Source organism: Chitinophaga rhizophila (genome assembly GCF_019492185.1).
GTDB lineage: Bacteria > Bacteroidota > Bacteroidia > Chitinophagales > Chitinophagaceae > Chitinophaga > Chitinophaga rhizophila.
Genome location: NZ_JAICCF010000003.1, coordinates 752,737 through 768,180 on the forward strand (window position 1 = coordinate 752,737; position 15,444 = coordinate 768,180).

The 15,444-nt window shown below is 46.0% G+C and carries 14 protein-coding genes; 7 read left to right on the top strand and 7 right to left on the bottom strand.

The features are described 5' to 3' along the window. The first annotated feature begins 47 nt into the window (after positions 1-47). The 3 genes from K1Y79_RS17600 to K1Y79_RS17610 are packed head-to-tail and all read left to right on the top strand — an operon-like array spanning position 48 to position 3,078. Positions 48-1,238, top strand: a complete 1,191-nt coding sequence (locus tag K1Y79_RS17600) for a DegT/DnrJ/EryC1/StrS family aminotransferase (RefSeq protein WP_220251476.1) — start codon at positions 48-50, stop codon at positions 1,236-1,238. Between the two features lie 10 nt (positions 1,239-1,248). Further along, positions 1,249-1,977, top strand: coding sequence for a 3-deoxy-manno-octulosonate cytidylyltransferase (gene kdsB, locus K1Y79_RS17605; protein WP_220251477.1), 729 nt, complete (start codon positions 1,249-1,251; stop codon positions 1,975-1,977). A 24-nt stretch (positions 1,978-2,001) separates the two neighbouring features. Further along, positions 2,002-3,078, top strand: coding sequence for an iron-containing alcohol dehydrogenase family protein (locus K1Y79_RS17610; protein ID WP_220251478.1), 1,077 nt, complete (start codon positions 2,002-2,004; stop codon positions 3,076-3,078). A gap of 568 nt (positions 3,079-3,646) precedes the next feature. On the opposite strand, the gene K1Y79_RS17615 is transcribed toward K1Y79_RS17610, so the two are convergent. Next, the gene (locus tag K1Y79_RS17615; RefSeq protein WP_220251479.1) at positions 3,647-4,858 is read right to left on the bottom strand and encodes an MFS transporter; all 1,212 of its coding nucleotides are present in this window, start codon (positions 4,856-4,858) and stop codon (positions 3,647-3,649) included. Positions 4,859-4,975: 117 nt separating this feature from the next. On the opposite strand from K1Y79_RS17615, the gene K1Y79_RS17620 reads away from it, so the two are divergent. Next, a complete protein-coding gene (locus tag K1Y79_RS17620; protein WP_220251480.1) occupies positions 4,976-5,716 on the top strand; it encodes an NYN domain-containing protein in 741 nt (246 codons plus the stop codon). A gap of 64 nt (positions 5,717-5,780) precedes the next feature. On the opposite strand, the gene K1Y79_RS17625 is transcribed toward K1Y79_RS17620, so the two are convergent. From K1Y79_RS17625 to K1Y79_RS17640, 4 genes are all read right to left on the bottom strand, one after another. Next, positions 5,781-5,924, bottom strand: a complete 144-nt coding sequence (locus tag K1Y79_RS17625) for a hypothetical protein (RefSeq protein WP_220251481.1) — start codon at positions 5,922-5,924, stop codon at positions 5,781-5,783. Between the two features lie 71 nt (positions 5,925-5,995). Then, positions 5,996-7,975, bottom strand: coding sequence for an alpha-ketoacid dehydrogenase subunit alpha/beta (locus K1Y79_RS17630; RefSeq protein WP_220251482.1), 1,980 nt, complete (start codon positions 7,973-7,975; stop codon positions 5,996-5,998). 11 nt (positions 7,976-7,986) lie between these two features. Further along, complete coding sequence (locus K1Y79_RS17635; protein WP_220251483.1) at positions 7,987-8,334, bottom strand: phage holin family protein; 348 nt, start codon at positions 8,332-8,334, stop codon at positions 7,987-7,989. Between the two features lie 47 nt (positions 8,335-8,381). After that, a complete protein-coding gene (locus tag K1Y79_RS17640) occupies positions 8,382-9,308 on the bottom strand; it encodes a hydroxypyruvate isomerase family protein (RefSeq protein WP_220251484.1) in 927 nt (308 codons plus the stop codon). A gap of 164 nt (positions 9,309-9,472) precedes the next feature. Between K1Y79_RS17640 and K1Y79_RS17645 the strand changes: the two genes are divergently transcribed. From K1Y79_RS17645 to K1Y79_RS17655, 3 genes are all read left to right on the top strand, one after another. After that, positions 9,473-10,444 (top strand): formylglycine-generating enzyme family protein, encoded by a 972-nt coding sequence (locus K1Y79_RS17645; protein ID WP_220251485.1) that lies wholly within the window; start codon positions 9,473-9,475, stop codon positions 10,442-10,444. An 80-nt stretch (positions 10,445-10,524) separates the two neighbouring features. Continuing rightward, positions 10,525-11,862, top strand: a complete 1,338-nt coding sequence (locus tag K1Y79_RS17650) for a Gfo/Idh/MocA family protein (RefSeq protein WP_220251486.1) — start codon at positions 10,525-10,527, stop codon at positions 11,860-11,862. Positions 11,863-11,942: 80 nt separating this feature from the next. After that, positions 11,943-13,253 carry a D-alanyl-D-alanine carboxypeptidase/D-alanyl-D-alanine-endopeptidase gene (locus K1Y79_RS17655; protein WP_220251487.1) on the top strand — a complete coding sequence of 437 codons (1,311 nt, stop codon included), beginning with the start codon at positions 11,943-11,945 and terminating at the stop codon, positions 13,251-13,253. Here K1Y79_RS17655 and K1Y79_RS17660 read toward each other — a convergent pair. After that, positions 13,250-13,894 carry a hypothetical protein gene (locus K1Y79_RS17660; RefSeq protein WP_220251488.1) on the bottom strand — a complete coding sequence of 215 codons (645 nt, stop codon included), beginning with the start codon at positions 13,892-13,894 and terminating at the stop codon, positions 13,250-13,252. The genes K1Y79_RS17655 and K1Y79_RS17660 overlap by 4 nt on opposite strands. Positions 13,895-14,002: 108 nt before the next feature. Continuing rightward, positions 14,003-15,376, bottom strand: coding sequence for a carboxypeptidase-like regulatory domain-containing protein (locus K1Y79_RS17665; RefSeq protein WP_220251489.1), 1,374 nt, complete (start codon positions 15,374-15,376; stop codon positions 14,003-14,005). Between the last annotated feature and the right edge of the window lie 68 nt (positions 15,377-15,444).

The following is a 15,444-nucleotide window of genomic DNA, read 5'->3' on the forward strand; positions in this document are numbered from 1 at the left end:
GAGGAAGGGCAATATGATTATACTACCTTTGCAAAAATCAACAACTTATGCCCGGATATGAATTTTTTGGCCCGGAAGAACGCAAGGAAGTAAACGATGTACTGGAAACAGGCATTTTTATGCGTTATGGCTTTGATGGTCCCCGTAAAGGCATCTGGAAAGCTAAGGAACTTGAACAGGCCATCTCTGAAAAACTCAATGTAAACCATACCCATCTGGTATCCAGCGGTACCGCCGCCCTCACTACAGTTATGGCTGCCCTGGGCATCGGCGCAGGAGATGAAGTGATCATGCCTACCTTTACCTTTGTTGCCAGCTTTGAATGTATCTTCTCTGTTGGTGCAACGCCGGTACTGGTAGATGTAGATGATACCCTCACGCTTGAGCCTAAAGCAGTAGAAGCAGCAATCACCCCAAGAACCAAAGCAATAATGCCGGTACATATGTGCGGTGCAATGGCTGATCTTGACGCGCTGAAAGCAATCTGCGATAAACATAACCTGATATTACTCGAAGACGCCTGCCAGTCCTTTGGCGGTACCTATAAAGGAAAAGCCCTCGGAACCATCGGTCACGCTGGCGCATTTTCTTTCGACTTTGTTAAAACAATTACCTGTGCTGAAGGTGGCGCTGTTGTAACCAATGACAAAGACGTATACCTCAAGTGCGACGCCTACGCAGACCATGGTCATGACCATCTCGGTGTAGACCGCGGTGCTGACCTTCACCCATATGTAGGTTATAACTACCGTATCTCCGAACTGCACGCTGCTGTAGGTCTTGCCCAGGTACGTAAACTGGATACCTTCCTGAGTATCCAACGTAAAACAAAGAAAATATTTAAAGACGCTCTGGCTACGGTACCTGGTGTTACTTTCCGCCGCCTGCCGGATGCAGAAGGTGACAGTGCTACTTTCCTGGCCTTCTTCCTGCCGGAGGAAAATCAGGCGAGAGCAGCAGCTGCTGCCATGAAGGCTGCCGGCCTCGCCGCTTTCTACTGGTTTGATAATAACTGGCACTACATCCGTAACTGGGAGCACTTCAAACAAAGTACAGTGCTGTCCCGTTTCGCTCCAGGCCTGCAACAGGCAATGGAACTGTATAAAGTAAAAGATTTCCCGGCTTCTGACGCTATCATGAGTCGTTGTATCTGCACGCCTATCAACCTGGGATGGAGTGAGGAAGAAATACAACAACGTGCAGAGAAATTAGTGAATGCGGTAAAGAGCGCTTTATAATCATATAAGTATGAAGAAAGTAGCCTTAATCCCTGCCAGATATGGCGCAACCCGTTTCCCGGGCAAGCTGATGGCAAAACTGGGAGGGAAATCAGTCATTCTGCGCACTTACGAGAGTACTGTCAATACCGGCGTGTTTGACGAAGTGATGGTAGTATGTGACAGTGATATCATTTATAATGAGATTGTTAGTAACGGTGGAAAAGCTGTTATGAGCAAAAAAGAACACGAATGCGGTACTGATCGTATTGCTGAAGCAATCGCTGACCGTACAGACGTAGACATCGTTGTGAATGTACAGGGAGATGAACCCTTCACCCAGAAAGAACCTCTGGAAAAACTCCTGAAAGTATTTGAAGGAGAAGAAGGTAAGCACGTACAGGTAGCTTCCCTCATGCAGGTACTCAAGGACTGGAAAGCAATAGAAGATCCTAACTACGTAAAAGTAGCGGTAGACAAAAAATTCAATGCGCTTTTCTTTTCCCGGTCTGTCATTCCTTATCCCCGGGATAAGAATGTCGCTACCACCTATTACGAACACATCGGCATCTACGCATTCCGCCGTCAGACGCTGATGGACTTTACCCAAATGCCTGTTAGTCCGCTGGAAGCTGCTGAAAAAGTAGAATGCCTTCGGTACCTGGAAAATGGTATCCCCATGAAAATGGTCGTAACTGAGTACATGGGAGTGGAAATCGACACACCGGAAGATTTGGTAAAAGCTGAAAAGTTATTATAACAATTAAAACATTAAACCACCGAGATGAAATTCAGGAACTTTAAAATGGTTGACTATGTGGTGTTTGGCCGTGGTGCGTTTGACCAGCTTGATGAAATACTCGCGCCCCGCCGTCAGGGCGATGCGCCAATGATATTCTTTATAGATCACTTCTTCCAGGGAAATGAAGCGTTTGCAAAACGTATTCCCCTGAGAGGTAAAGATAAGATTGTATATATCGACGTTACCGACGAACCCAAAACCAAGTATGTAGATAAGGTTAGAGATGACCTGAAAGCAGAATTTGGTGAAGTAAGCGGTATCATTGGTATCGGTGGTGGCTCTGTCATGGACATGGCAAAAGCTGTGGCGCTGATGATGAAAAACCCGGGATCTTCAGCTGACTATCAAGGCTGGGACCTCGTGAAAGTAGCGGGTGTATATAAAGTAGGTATCCCTACAATATCTGGTACCGGCGCAGAAGTTAGCCGTACCTGCGTACTTACTGGTCCTACCCGTAAACTGGGTATGAACTCTGACTTTACGCCTTTTGACCAGATTGTACTGGATCCGGAGCTGATTAAAGGAGTGCCTGTAAATCAGCAGTTCTATACTGCTATGGATTGCTACATTCACTGTATCGAATCTTTACAGGGTACTTATCTCAATGCATTCAGCCGCTCTTACGGAGAAGAAGCTCTCCGACTTTGCCAGGAAATCTTCCTGCACAAAGAACAGTGGGACGACGATGCGGATGAAAAGCTCATGATGGCATCTTACGCTGGTGGTATGAGTATCGCTTATTCCCAGGTGGGCGTTGCCCACGCGGTAAGCTACGGCCTGGCATACCTGCTCGGTACAAAACATGGTATTGGTAACTGTATCGTGTTTGATAAACTGGAAGAGTTCTATCCAGAAGGAGTGAAGGAGTTTAAAGAAATGGTGAAAAAGCATAACATCGACATTCCTCAGGGTATCACCAAAGGACTGACCGACGAGCAGTTTAACATCATGATCGACGTGTCCCTCGGTATGGCCCCATTATGGGAAAATGCACTGGGTAAAGACTGGAAAGAGCAGATGACCCGTGAGCGTTTACGCGCTTTATATGAGCAACTGTAAATCGGGCTGATAATATTGAAAGGGCTGACTTTGAAGTAGAAATGCTTTGAAGTCAGCCCTTTACCATTGGTGTTATTCCTTCTTCAGATAACTTTCTATAGCAATATTCCCAACCCCAATAACACGCTGTTTAACATCGGCAGTCTCCGTTGTATTTCCCACCTGAACATTCGGTTTCAACCGTCAGTTATGCACCAATCAGGCTTCCCCGCATCATTACTCATCCACCGAAAACTCCAGTTTACATCTCCATAGGCAAACTGACTGATCTGATGCCAGCAGATCCGCCCGCCCGCTTCCTGCATTTGTCAACATTTCCTGCAGTTAATGCGCTATCCCCACCTTATCCCTGTTTGCTGGTCGGGTTAAGATCACTGTATTGCCAGAATAACTGCTGCATCATTGTGGCTAAAAGAATGCTGGTAGTATATGCTGAATAAGGGCTTGTGTCTTACACTATCATATCATCAATAGGACACCAAAAGGGCACTTCAATATCCCCGGGATATCCAAGTGCCCTTTTAGTGTGCTAGACTTACTAAGTTGGTATGAAAGATAAATGAACTGCTTACCTGATTCTCCTCATCTGTACAAAACGCCACATCACCTGCAGCTTCCTATTATGATAAATGAATACCAGATATACAGACGCCAGCAGGGTCATTACTGCTGTAGAATAGAAGGTGACAGCAAAGAAACGTGCATCATTATGGTAGATGAACGCAGATAAATATGCGCCGAGGCCAATACCCACCTCCATGGCAATATACATAGTCGCCAGCGCGCGCCCTTTAAACTGTGGATGTCCCAGGTCAATCGTCCAGGCTGTGATAGCCGGAGAATTTAGTCCTACAGATACGCCATATATAATAGCAGCTGTCAGCATCATTGCCGGCGTATGAGATACTGCAAGCAGGAACACCGCTATAGCCATTGTAAAAGAGGAAATCTTCAGAATAGGCACTCTGCCGTACTTGTCTGAAACTTTACCCGCCACCAGCCGGATGCCTATAGAAGCGGCTGTGAAAAAGGTGAAGAATAATCCTTTATTCTCGATACCCAGATGACTACTAAAATCTGGTATGATGGTAAATAATGCACCATAACTCAGATAGGTGAGGAAGGTAATAATTACCGGTGCGATGACAAGTGGCTCGAAGATCTCACTTTTGGAAATACTAAGTGTTGATAACCGGAAACCTTGTTTATTCTCCAATGTCTCCCGCATACCTCCAACCAGAATAACGACAGATAACAAAGCGAACGCGGCTGATACCTGGAACATCACCTCTATATTCCAGATCGCAGAGATGTAACCGCCAATGGCCGGGCCTAATGCAAGGCCTATTGTGCTGAACAAGCCAACCATGCCCATCGCTTCCGCTCTACGGGTAGCTGGTACAATATCAGAGACGTATGCGGCCGTACCTGTGGGCTTAAAGCCAGTGGAGAAACCATGAAAGAATCGAAGCAAAAGAAACGCTCCTACAGAACTGACCAACGGATATAGCAAACTACAAACTACACATACCAGCGCTCCGAAGATCATTACCGGTACCCGGCCGATCGTGTCTGTCAGTTTACCGCTGAAAGGGCGGGAGAGCCCTGCCATAAGAGTGAAAAGTGCAAGTATGTATCCTTTATAATCCTCACCACCCATCCGGGTCAGATAAGCGGGTAATTCCGGAAGCAACATGTTAAAGCTGGCGGAAAACAGTGCATTGCTGAGGCATAGCATAATGAAGTGGAAGGTATAGACCTTTCCGGGCGACTGATCCATGATACAAAGTTACAGATAAAGGACACATTCACAGGGGCTTACTGCAAAAATTACAACTAATGTTATTTTATCAGCTGACTGGTGTTAAATTTGTTTATCCACCCCAATAAAACATGTATGGAAAACAAAGAACTCAGATTGGCAGTACTCATTGATGCAGATAACATACCCCACACCAGTGTAAAAGAAATAATGGAAGAAGTAGCCAAATATGGTATACCTACTTTCAAACGTATCTATGGCGACTGGACCAAGCCTACTTTAGCAGGTTGGAAAATAGTCTTACTGGATAATGCCATTACCCCGATACAGCAATATGCTTACACTACAGGAAAAAACGCTACCGATTCGGCTATGATCATCGATGCCATGGATATCCTGTATACCGGCAGAGTAGATGGATTTTGCCTGATCACCAGTGACAGCGACTTTACCCGCCTGGCTACCAGGTTGCGGGAAGCAGGTATGCGCGTATTCGGGCTGGGAGAGAAGAAAACACCCAGTGCATTCAGAGCTGCATGTGATAAGTTTATTTACCTGGAAATTCTTGTGAATGACCGTAAGGATACCTCAGTAAAGCAGAAGACTGTCAAGGAAAAAACGAAAGCTATCAGCAAGGCCGACAAGGACCTGGTTAATATGCTGACCTCCAGTATCAATGATATTGCAGATGAAGACGGATGGGCCTACTTGGGCGAACTGGGCAACCTGTTGTTGAAGAAACAACCCGATTTCGATGCCCGTAACTATGGGTATGGCAAACTGCTCCAGCTGATCAAAAGCTTTGACGATTTCGAGATAGATATCAGGGAAAGCAGCCGGAAAATGGGAAAACTGGTGTACGTAAGGGCCAAATAAGACATAAAAAAAGCCATTTTACTGGGGAGTAAAACAGCTTTTAAATATCTTAAGTTGTTGAATACTATTTCTTAGCGTATTTCAGCGCTGCGTAGAGGAACATAGCAGCAAACACGATGATGACAACATAGGTCAGGATGTGAGCAATGTTATCTCCAGCTCTGTAAAAATCAGTAGTCTCTACGTTATTGATTACTTCAAGCAACATAATAAAAATGTTTATTGGTCCGGGCTGCAAGTTAGCGCATTCTCTTTAAAAATCCCAACACCCATACCGTTCTAATAATTTGCTAACTGCTGTATACATTGATGCATACGCGTTTTCGCCAGGAAATTTTTCTCCAGCTCAGCCGCAAAAGGTACCGGTGTATCAAGGCCGGCACAACGCATTACCGGGGCATCCAGCAGGGCAAAGCAATGCTCGGCAATCCAGGCGGCAATCTCTCCTCCTAGTCCGCCGGTAAGGGTATCTTCATGCAGGATCAGCACCTTGCCGGTAGCCTCAACAGCAGTTTTAATGGCAGTATAGTCCAGCGGCTGTAAGGTGCGCAGGTCGAGTATGTATAATGAGCGTTCCGGATGCTGCTGTGCATACTCCATAGCCCAAAGTACCCCGCTGCCATAGGTAATAATGCTGATATCATCCCCGCTCTGAACTTGCCTGGCTTTCCCGATCTCAATGGTATACCAGTCTTCGGGTACTGGTCCGCTGATACTGCGGTACAACGCTTTATGCTCAAAATATAACACCGGGTTTGGATCTGCGAATGCGGCAAGCAGCAAGCCTTTAGCATCGGCCGGAGTAGAGGGGTAAACTACCTTTAACCCTGGTACATGGGTGAACCAGGCTTCATTGCTCTGGGAATGGAACGGGCCTGCACCTACACCGGCACCGGCGGGAAGCCGGAGTACCACATCTGCATTTTGTCCCCAGCGGTAGTGAATCTTGGCTAGGTTATTCACAATCTGATTAAATCCACAGGTCACAAAGTCACCAAACTGCATCTCCACCATACTTTTATATCCCATGATGGACAGTCCGAGTGCTGCGCCGATAATAGCACTTTCACAAAGCGGAGTATTCCTGACCCTATCTTTTCCGAATTTAGCGGAAAGGCCTTCTGTTATCTTGAAAGCGCCTCCGTATTCCGCAATATCCTGTCCCATGAGGACAAGATTGGGATAACGTTCCATTGCCTGATGAAGCGCTTCGGAAATAGCATTAATGAAGCGCTTCTCGTGCACAGTGGTAGCAGCCGGAGGTGGTTCTACCGGTATAGCAGGTGCATATATATCCAGTAATTCGTCTCCGATGGTGACGGCAGGAGCAGGGGCAATCAGCGCCTCATGGATATCGTGTTCTATATCCTGGCGGATCGTTTCCCGGATTTGACGGGTAGTTTGTTCATCCAGCAGGTGAAGATATTGAAGGAAACCTTCAAAGTGCCGGACAGGATCCTGTTGAGCCCATTCTTCCAGCAGAGCGGCAGGTACGTATTTGGTCCCGCTGGCTTCTTCATGTCCCCGCATACGGAAGGTCATTGCCTCAATAAGCACAGGTTGTTGCTCATGCAAGGCATGCTGTTTTGCTTCTTTAACTGCATGATAGACTTCGAGTAGGTTATTACCATTGATACGCATACCACGCATGCCATATCCGGTAGCGCGTTGTACCAGTTGCTCGCAACGGTATTGCTCTTCAACCGGAGTACTAAGGCCGTAGCCGTTGTTTTCTATGAGGAATATGACAGGCAGGCCCCATACTGCAGCTACATTGAGGGCTTCATGAAACTCTCCTTCACTGGTACCTCCCTCGCCGGTAAATGCCAGGGAGACCTTATTTTCTTGTCTGAGTTGATGTGCGAGTGCTATGCCATCAGCAATAGAAAGCTGAGGCCCCAGGTGGGATATCATGCCACATATATGATGCTGCCGGCTACCAAAGTGGAAAGAGCGTTCACGCCCTTTGCTGAAGCCCAGCGGACTACCCTGCCATTGGTGAAACAGCTGTTGCAGGGACATCTGCCGGGTAGTGAATACACCCAGGTTGCGGTGCAAAGGAAGTATCCATTCATCAGCATCCAAAGCTAAGGTAGCTCCAACAGCAATAGCCTCCTGACCGATACCGGAAAACCATTTAGTCACTTTTCCCTGGCGTAGCAGTAACAGCATTTTCTCCTCTACCAGCCGGGGGTACAGTAGCTTCCTGTAAAAGGTCAGCAGCTCTTCATCACTGATATGTGCACGTTCAAAGTACATGGTGTAAAAACTCAATCGTTATCACTTCCCGCGATGCTATGCATAATACCACTAACGATGGTCAGCACTATACTGAATATAAGCGCCCAGAAGAATCCATCCACCGCAAATCCTTTCACCAGTTTCGCCGCCAGCAGGATAATAATCGCGTTGATGACAAACAGGAATAGACCGAGCGTAAGTATGGTAGCCGGCAGTGTCAGTATTATCAGAATAGGCTTAACCAGCAAATTCAAGATAGCTAATACTAATGCGAGTATAAGCGCAGTAACAAAACTATTGATCTTTACGCCGGGTAGTACGTAGGAAGAAACCATTGCTGCCAGGGCAGTTACCAGTAAACGAATCAGAAAGTTCATAGGGATGAAATTTCCGGGAAGGTAACAAAAATTGGCTTTACCCCAGATTACAGGAAGTTATCACTTTCTCTGTAGGCTTTGATGAGCGCCTGTTCTCCTTCCTTACCTGGAAATGCATTACCATGTTCCATACCCAGAATGCCTTTGAATCCTTTTTTGTGGAGATGTTTGAAGATATTTTTGTAGTTGATCTCACCGGAAGTAGGTTCTTTACGTCCGGGGTTATCTCCGATCTGTATATAGGCAATTTCATCCCAGCACATGTCCATGATTGGAATCAGGTTGCCGGTATTGCGTTGCATATGGTAGATGTCGTAGAGTATTTTACAGCTGGGACTGTTAACAGCTTTACAGATGCTATAGCTTTGTTCTGCTGTACGAAGAAACAGGTCAGGATTATCGCTTAACGGCTCCATAACCATGATGAGGCCTTCTTTCTCCAGCACATCTGCACCCATCCGGAATGCTTCAATGACATGAGCAGTCTGTACCCCGATAGGCAGGTTACGTTCAAAGTAGCCGGGAACAACGGTCGCCCATTTGGCATTCACACGTTTGGCTGTTTCCAGGGCCTTCTTACATTCCTTTACGAAGGTGTCTTTAAATTCCTGTTTGCCGCTGGTAAGGGAAACCTTCCAGTTATCTCCGGCATCAATTACAAATACACCCATCTGCATACCCAGTTTACTGAGCAGTTTGCCTACCTTTTCCTGTTCTGCCGTGTCGCGTTTCATCAGACCATTATCTTCTATAGACCGGAAGCCCTGGTCATACATGAACTGTATCTGATCAAGGAAGTTGGCTCCTGCGCTGTTTTTGAACATACCATCGTGCGGAGCGTAATTCAGGTTAAAGGTTTTGCCTGCCTGATCTTTTTCTGTAGGAGAATGATTGATAGCTGCAGCTGCGCCGCCTACTGCCAGTGTGGAGAGACCTGCCAATGTGCCTTGCTGTAGGAATTTTCTTCTTTCCATAACGTTAAAGGGTTGATTGCATGAATGCTAAATGTAATCGCTTTTTGATTCTGTTGCAAGGCCGTTGAGCGGAAAGTGTATTTATTACACTCGTTCGTGGAAAAAACGTTGCATCCCAGCAGATGATTTAATAAATTCACAGGTATTATCTCTTAAGAAATGTTATGAAAAATAGATTACTGGCATTGTCGCTGGGAAGTATGCTGACTGGTACTGCATTCGCTCAGGAAACTTCTCCCCGGACATTTGCTGCTTACGAAGAAAAACTGCCTGGAACAGCTTTCACTTTTAAGATGGTACCTATCCCTGCCGGAGAGGTAACACTCGGTAGTCCCTCCGGAGAAAAAGGCCGGAATCAGGATGAAGGGCCGCAGAAGAAGGTAAAAATCAATGCTTTCTGGATGGGGGCGCATGAGGTTACCTTCGAGCAATATGATGTCTATTCCGATCCGGAGAAAGACAAGACACCCGTTCCGGATGGTATGACAAGACCCAGCCCTCCCTACATTGACCTTACACTTGGTATGGGAAAGGTAGGTGGGTATCCTGCGAATAGTATGAGTCAGTATGGAGCCCTCATGTATTGTAAATGGCTGTATGCCAAAACAGGGGTTTTCTATCGCCTGCCAACAGAAGCAGAATGGGAATATGCCTGCCGCGCCGGAGCGTCTACCGCTTATCCTTTTGGCAATGACGCCGGTCAGCTGAAAGAGTATGCCTGGTATGCCGCCAACAGTGATAACAAGTATCATAAGGTAGGCGAACTGAAGCCTAATGCCTGGGGCTTGTATGATATGCTGGGCAATGTGGCCGAATGGACACTTGATCAATATGACGAAAAGTACCTGGAGAATGCCGCAACAGACAATCCGTGGACAAAGCCAACCGCTAAAACTCCGAGGACCATCAAAGGTGGCAATTATCATGATGAAGCCACGGCTTTGCGTAGCGCCGGCAGACTCAAATCTGATCCGAACTGGAACCGGAGGGATCCTCAGATACCGAAGAGCTACTGGTGGAATGCGGACGCACCTTTTGTAGGGTTCCGTGTGGTACGCCCGCTAGAACAGCCCAGCAAAGAAGAAGCAGAACGTTTTTTTGAAGAAGTAGTAGATCAGTATAAAGGTGCCAGATAAGTATGGATTTCACAGGTAAATAATAACAGGTCAATAACATATTAGTACATCCCCGATTAACACATAAAAAAACCACTATCATGCAACAGGAAGAACTGCATCAATTCCACGGCAAGTCCCGCAGGGACTTCGTAAAAGAGTCCTCTTTACTGGCTGGCGGCATGCTCGCTATGCCCATGTTCTCTCAGGCCAATTTCTTTTCGGGCGCAGACAATGTAATTAAAGTAGCCCTGATCGGGTGTGGCGGACGAGGTACCGGAGCAGCTGTACAAGCGCTCAGTACTAAACAGAATGTACAGCTGGTAGCAATGGCAGATGCTTTTGCAGACAGACTGAATAATAGCTTCAATGATATCAAAGGAGAAATAGGCGATCAGCCGGGAAAGCTAAATGTAAAAGAAGAGCACAAGTTTGTAGGATTTGATGCTTATCTGAAAGCTATTCCGCTGGCAGATGTAGTTATTCTGGCCACTCCTCCCGGCTTCAGGCCTGTTCACTTTGAAGAGGCAGTAAAGCAAGGCAAACATATTTTCATGGAAAAACCGGTAGCAACCGATCCTGCCGGAGTGAAAAAAGTGCTGGAGGCTGCCGAAATAGCAAAGTCCAAGAAGCTGAATGTGGTAGTAGGCTTACAGCGCCGCTATCAGACGTCTTACAGGGAGCTATACAAGCGCTTCCAGGATGGTATTATCGGAGACGTTCTTTCCATGCAGGTATGGTGGAATCAGGGAGCATTGTGGGTAAAACCGCGTAAACAGGAATATACCGAGATGGAATACCAGATGCGTAACTGGTATTATTTCAACTGGTTATGTGGAGATCATATCGTAGAGCAGCATATTCACAATATAGATGTGGGTAACTGGTTCATGAATGACTATCCGGTAACTGCAGTTGGTATGGGAGGACGATCAGTACGTACCGGCAAAGAGTTTGGGGAGATCTATGACCACCACTATGTAGAATATCGCTATGGCAATGGAGTTGTGATGAACAGCCAGTGCCGCCACTGGAAAGATGCTGACAGCAGGGTAGATGAAGAAATTGTGGGCGTAAAAGGCCGGATGCTGATGGATAAGGCTGTGATTAAAGATCACAAAGGTAAAGTGCTATACCAGTTTGATAAAAAGAACGAGAATCAGCCCTATCAGGCAGAGCATGATGAGCTGTTTGCAGCTATCTCCAAAGGGGAGTATAAGTTCCATGATGCGGAGAGAGCAGCCAAGACTACGTTGACGGCAATTATTGGTAGACTGGCTACATATTCCGGACAGACAATTGCTTTTGACAAGGCGCTTAATTCCGGTCTGAACCTGCAGCCTGCAAAGTATGCTTTTGATGCAGCACCGCCTATCACACCAGATGCACAGGGCAATTATGCCTATGCAAAGCCGGGTATCACTAGATATTTCAGCTAAGGCACTGTATATTAGACATCATTTGTAACAATCAGATATTGAAGGCTCCTTATAGGAGCCTTCTTTTTAGAATAAAATGTATGAGATTATTCCCTGTTGTATTATCATGTCTGTTATTTACAGCCTCTCAGAAAACCTTCGCTCAGTATGCGCCTATTAAAAAGTGGGCAGAAGAAGACTTACTCAGAAGTGCGCCATTAAAACAGGCCCATGCCGGTATCAGTATTTATGAACCCGCTACCGGCAAATACTGGTATAACTATCAGGAAGATCACTACTTCACCCCTGCATCCAATACCAAGATATTTTCTTTATACGCCGGTCTTCGCTTACTGGGAGATTCACTGCCTGCATTACGGTATCTGTCTACAGATTCTGTGTTGTATGTAAAGGGTACTGCGGATCCTTCTTTCCTGCATCCGGACTACAAGGTACAGCCAGCCTGGGACCTGTTGCAGCAAACAGGTAAGCCGATTGTTGTTGTGCCGGCAGCGATGGAAACAAGACGTTACGGGAATGGGTGGGCATGGAGTGATTATGCAGATGATTATCAGCCGGAATTAAATGAATGGCCGGTATATGGCAATGTTGCACGCGTACGTCACCATGGCGATACTTTAATGATCACCCCACGCATATTTAACGATACAGCACATATATCTTTTCGCCGTGATAATACGCTTGATGAACTGCTGATTGAAAGAGATGAACGTACCAACCGCTTTTCAGTAGCCTATAATGCAAACGACAAGCGACTGCAGCAAGAGGAGGTTCCGTTCATTACCGGCGGTATCCAGGATCTGATCTACCGGTTGCAGGATACATTACATAAACCACTTAGGGCAGCAATGACAGGAGGGCCTGGTACATTTAACCTGTTGAAGGGTATTCCTGCAGATTCCCTGTATTTGCCCATGATGCACCGTAGTGATAACTTTTTCGCAGAACAGATATTGCTGATGTGTTCATCCTTGCTGTGGGATACGATCAGTACTAAGCGGACCATCGATTTTATACAGAAAAGTTATTTATCCAATCTGCCGGATACTCCTAAATGGGTGGATGGATCAGGGCTTTCCCGCTATAACCTGTTTACGCCAAGAGACTTTGTAAGTGTATTATCCGATATGTATAAGACATACCCCACAGAAAGGTTATATACTTTGTTTCCTACCGGAGGAAAAGGGACTATGAAGAACTATTACCGTCAGCAGTTTGTACATGCCAAAACCGGTACACTTACAGGAGTAGTCACGTTGAGTGGTTACCTGGTGACTAAAAAGAATAAGACACTCATTTTCAGTGTATTGGTAAATAACCATAACAACAGCGCTACAGCAGTGAGGCGCTCTGTAGAAAGCTTTCTTACCCGGATATGGGAGATGTATTAGTGTATACTATGGTTGACCAGCCGGATGGTATCTGTTGCAGATACCGTTTCAATGTAGCCTACACCAGGAGAATAGTAGTAAGTAGCGACGGTTCCGACAGGGTAGGTCGTTCCTGCCATTAGAACGGCAGCATCCTGTCGTACAGCGATCACATTCTGATAGGTTTTGCCCATTACCGTCTTTTCAACATCCCTTTCAAGGATATGATATTGTAATAAACCTGTTTGCGCTACACCGCTCATACTTCCCATGACGGTATCTGTCCAGGTAGCACCTGCGGGATATCCATCCTGCAGAAATAGCCGGTCTCCTGGTATCAGTTTATAGTCTTCCAGGGACACCGGCGGTTCGTACAGGAAGTATTTACCATTGTCACAACGTACAAACTGGCTGTTATAACCATCATGCAGGATGGCATAGCTTTTACCATTGATGGAGGTATCCGCTCTTACGGTTAAAGTATACAGGGAAGCCTCGCCTTTACTATTGATATATTGGTAAATAAATGAAGAACCTACGGTATAAGGTGCATAGGTGCATGGCGTAGTAGTGATGAGTGCTTCAAGGCTTTTCTCTTTCCGACAGGCATAGATCGCAATAATACTTACAGCTCCTAACAGAGACAGCAATTTCTTTGGCATAGATTGGCACTATAGTTAGCAATTCATAGGTAGTATAGGATAGAATCCCGTAAATGTAGTAAAAAACTTTACGGGATTCCAGTATAAAATGTTGAATATCACAATTAGTTAATCACATATAACGATGTTAGGGGTGATTGTGCCGTTATTTGCATTTGTGGTCATGGTGGAGGTTCTGTCTGTACGGTCATCAGTGCCGGTCAGGGTGATATTAACTGCGGAGTTTTCACATCTGACGATGGTGGTACTAAACTTACCCAATGAAATGCTGGCTGCATAATTCTGTCCGTCTACATTGATGAGGACTTTGCCTGTTACGACGTTGAAGTTATCACAGTCTTTAGCAGTGCCATTGATAACCAGTGAATTAGATGCAGGAAGCGTTACGCTGACGTTATCTATCTGGGCAGATGTAGTAAATGGACCTATTTCCTGCTGACGAAGTACATTGTCACAGTTGTCTGTAACTGTCAGTATGAGTGCTGTATTGGCGGGCACCTTACCAAAATAGACACCATCTTCACTAGTGAAGGCATATGCTGGAATAAAGTCTGTTTTAGTTAGTACCGTCACGCGAAGGTTCGGGATAGCGTTTCCATGCTGGTCTTTTATTCCCGCTGTAAGTACAACAGGTGGGAGCGTAGTGGCGCATAACCAGTAGCCGGCTTTGGTAGCAGTACCAATATAGTCATTGCCTTCTCTTCTGGCAGTTCCTTTTTGTATCCAGAAGCCTGAGCCAGCATCAAAGTTCCATAATGGGATTTCTTGTGGGGCGCTGCTGGTTAAAGCAGGCGGTATCATAATCCGGAAGGTAGCTGGCCTGGTGGAATCTACATAAAGCGGTGCGCCTGCATTATCTTCCAGGGTGAACACGATCATACTGAATGCGCGTAGTAAGACTTGTCTGTTCTCACTATTGATACCCCGAAGGTCGCCTGGCATCTGATCAGCAGCTGTACTTCCTTCTGGATTGATGTAGATAGAGCGGGAGGTTACTGATCCACCATAAGGCTGATTCCCGCCGGTTACAACACCATTGGCAGGGAAGGTCAGCGTTCCCTCCGGGAAGGCAATAACATCACCGGTACTTCCTGTAAATAGATTTTGACCTTGTAAAAGAAGTTCCAGTTGTACATATTGTAGTTTCTCTTCCCGCACCATCAGTGTACGGTAACCAGTGAAGTACCCGTTCCTGCGTGCACTTATTAAAGTAGCATCATCCAGAACTGCAATTTTTTCAAGCAGAAAGTATCCATTTACATCAGTAGTGACAGTTACTCCGCCGCCGGATACAGTTGCTCCCTGGACTGGCTGTCTTTGTTCATTCAGTACACGGCCTTGTACACTGGTGGTTACAGTTTTGGCTGGAGGCTCTTCTGGCTCAGGAGGAGTACCTTCATAAGAGAGCTCTTTTCTACAGGCACTTATTGTCAGTAACAAGAGGCAAAGCAGCAGCACCGGGGACAATCTTAACAAATGCATATGGACAGTAGATGGGGATTAAATGTTTGCAGTAGTAAATATAAAGCTTAAATGGCTGATTAACAAAG

Bases quoted from the DNA above. Each gene is read 5' to 3' on its own strand.
- K1Y79_RS17650 (WP_220251486.1), top strand. From the start codon at position 10,525: ATGCAACAGGAAGAACTGCATCAATTCCACGGCAAGTCCCGCAGGGAC.
- K1Y79_RS17665 (WP_220251489.1), bottom strand. From the start codon at position 15,376: ATGCATTTGTTAAGATTGTCCCCGGTGCTGCTGCTTTGCCTCTTGTTA.
- K1Y79_RS17655 (WP_220251487.1), top strand. From the start codon at position 11,943: ATGAGATTATTCCCTGTTGTATTATCATGTCTGTTATTTACAGCCTCT.
- K1Y79_RS17645 (WP_220251485.1), top strand. From the start codon at position 9,473: ATGAAAAATAGATTACTGGCATTGTCGCTGGGAAGTATGCTGACTGGT.
- K1Y79_RS17615 (WP_220251479.1), bottom strand. From the start codon at position 4,858: ATGGATCAGTCGCCCGGAAAGGTCTATACCTTCCACTTCATTATGCTA.
- K1Y79_RS17610 (WP_220251478.1), top strand. From the start codon at position 2,002: ATGAAATTCAGGAACTTTAAAATGGTTGACTATGTGGTGTTTGGCCGT.
- K1Y79_RS17660 (WP_220251488.1), bottom strand. From the start codon at position 13,894: ATGCCAAAGAAATTGCTGTCTCTGTTAGGAGCTGTAAGTATTATTGCG.
- K1Y79_RS17625 (WP_220251481.1), bottom strand. From the start codon at position 5,924: ATGTTGCTTGAAGTAATCAATAACGTAGAGACTACTGATTTTTACAGA.
- kdsB (WP_220251477.1), top strand. From the start codon at position 1,249: ATGAAGAAAGTAGCCTTAATCCCTGCCAGATATGGCGCAACCCGTTTC.
- K1Y79_RS17600 (WP_220251476.1), top strand. From the start codon at position 48: ATGCCCGGATATGAATTTTTTGGCCCGGAAGAACGCAAGGAAGTAAAC.
- K1Y79_RS17635 (WP_220251483.1), bottom strand. From the start codon at position 8,334: ATGAACTTTCTGATTCGTTTACTGGTAACTGCCCTGGCAGCAATGGTT.
- K1Y79_RS17640 (WP_220251484.1), bottom strand. From the start codon at position 9,308: ATGGAAAGAAGAAAATTCCTACAGCAAGGCACATTGGCAGGTCTCTCC.
- K1Y79_RS17620 (WP_220251480.1), top strand. From the start codon at position 4,976: ATGGAAAACAAAGAACTCAGATTGGCAGTACTCATTGATGCAGATAAC.
- K1Y79_RS17630 (WP_220251482.1), bottom strand. From the start codon at position 7,975: ATGTACTTTGAACGTGCACATATCAGTGATGAAGAGCTGCTGACCTTT.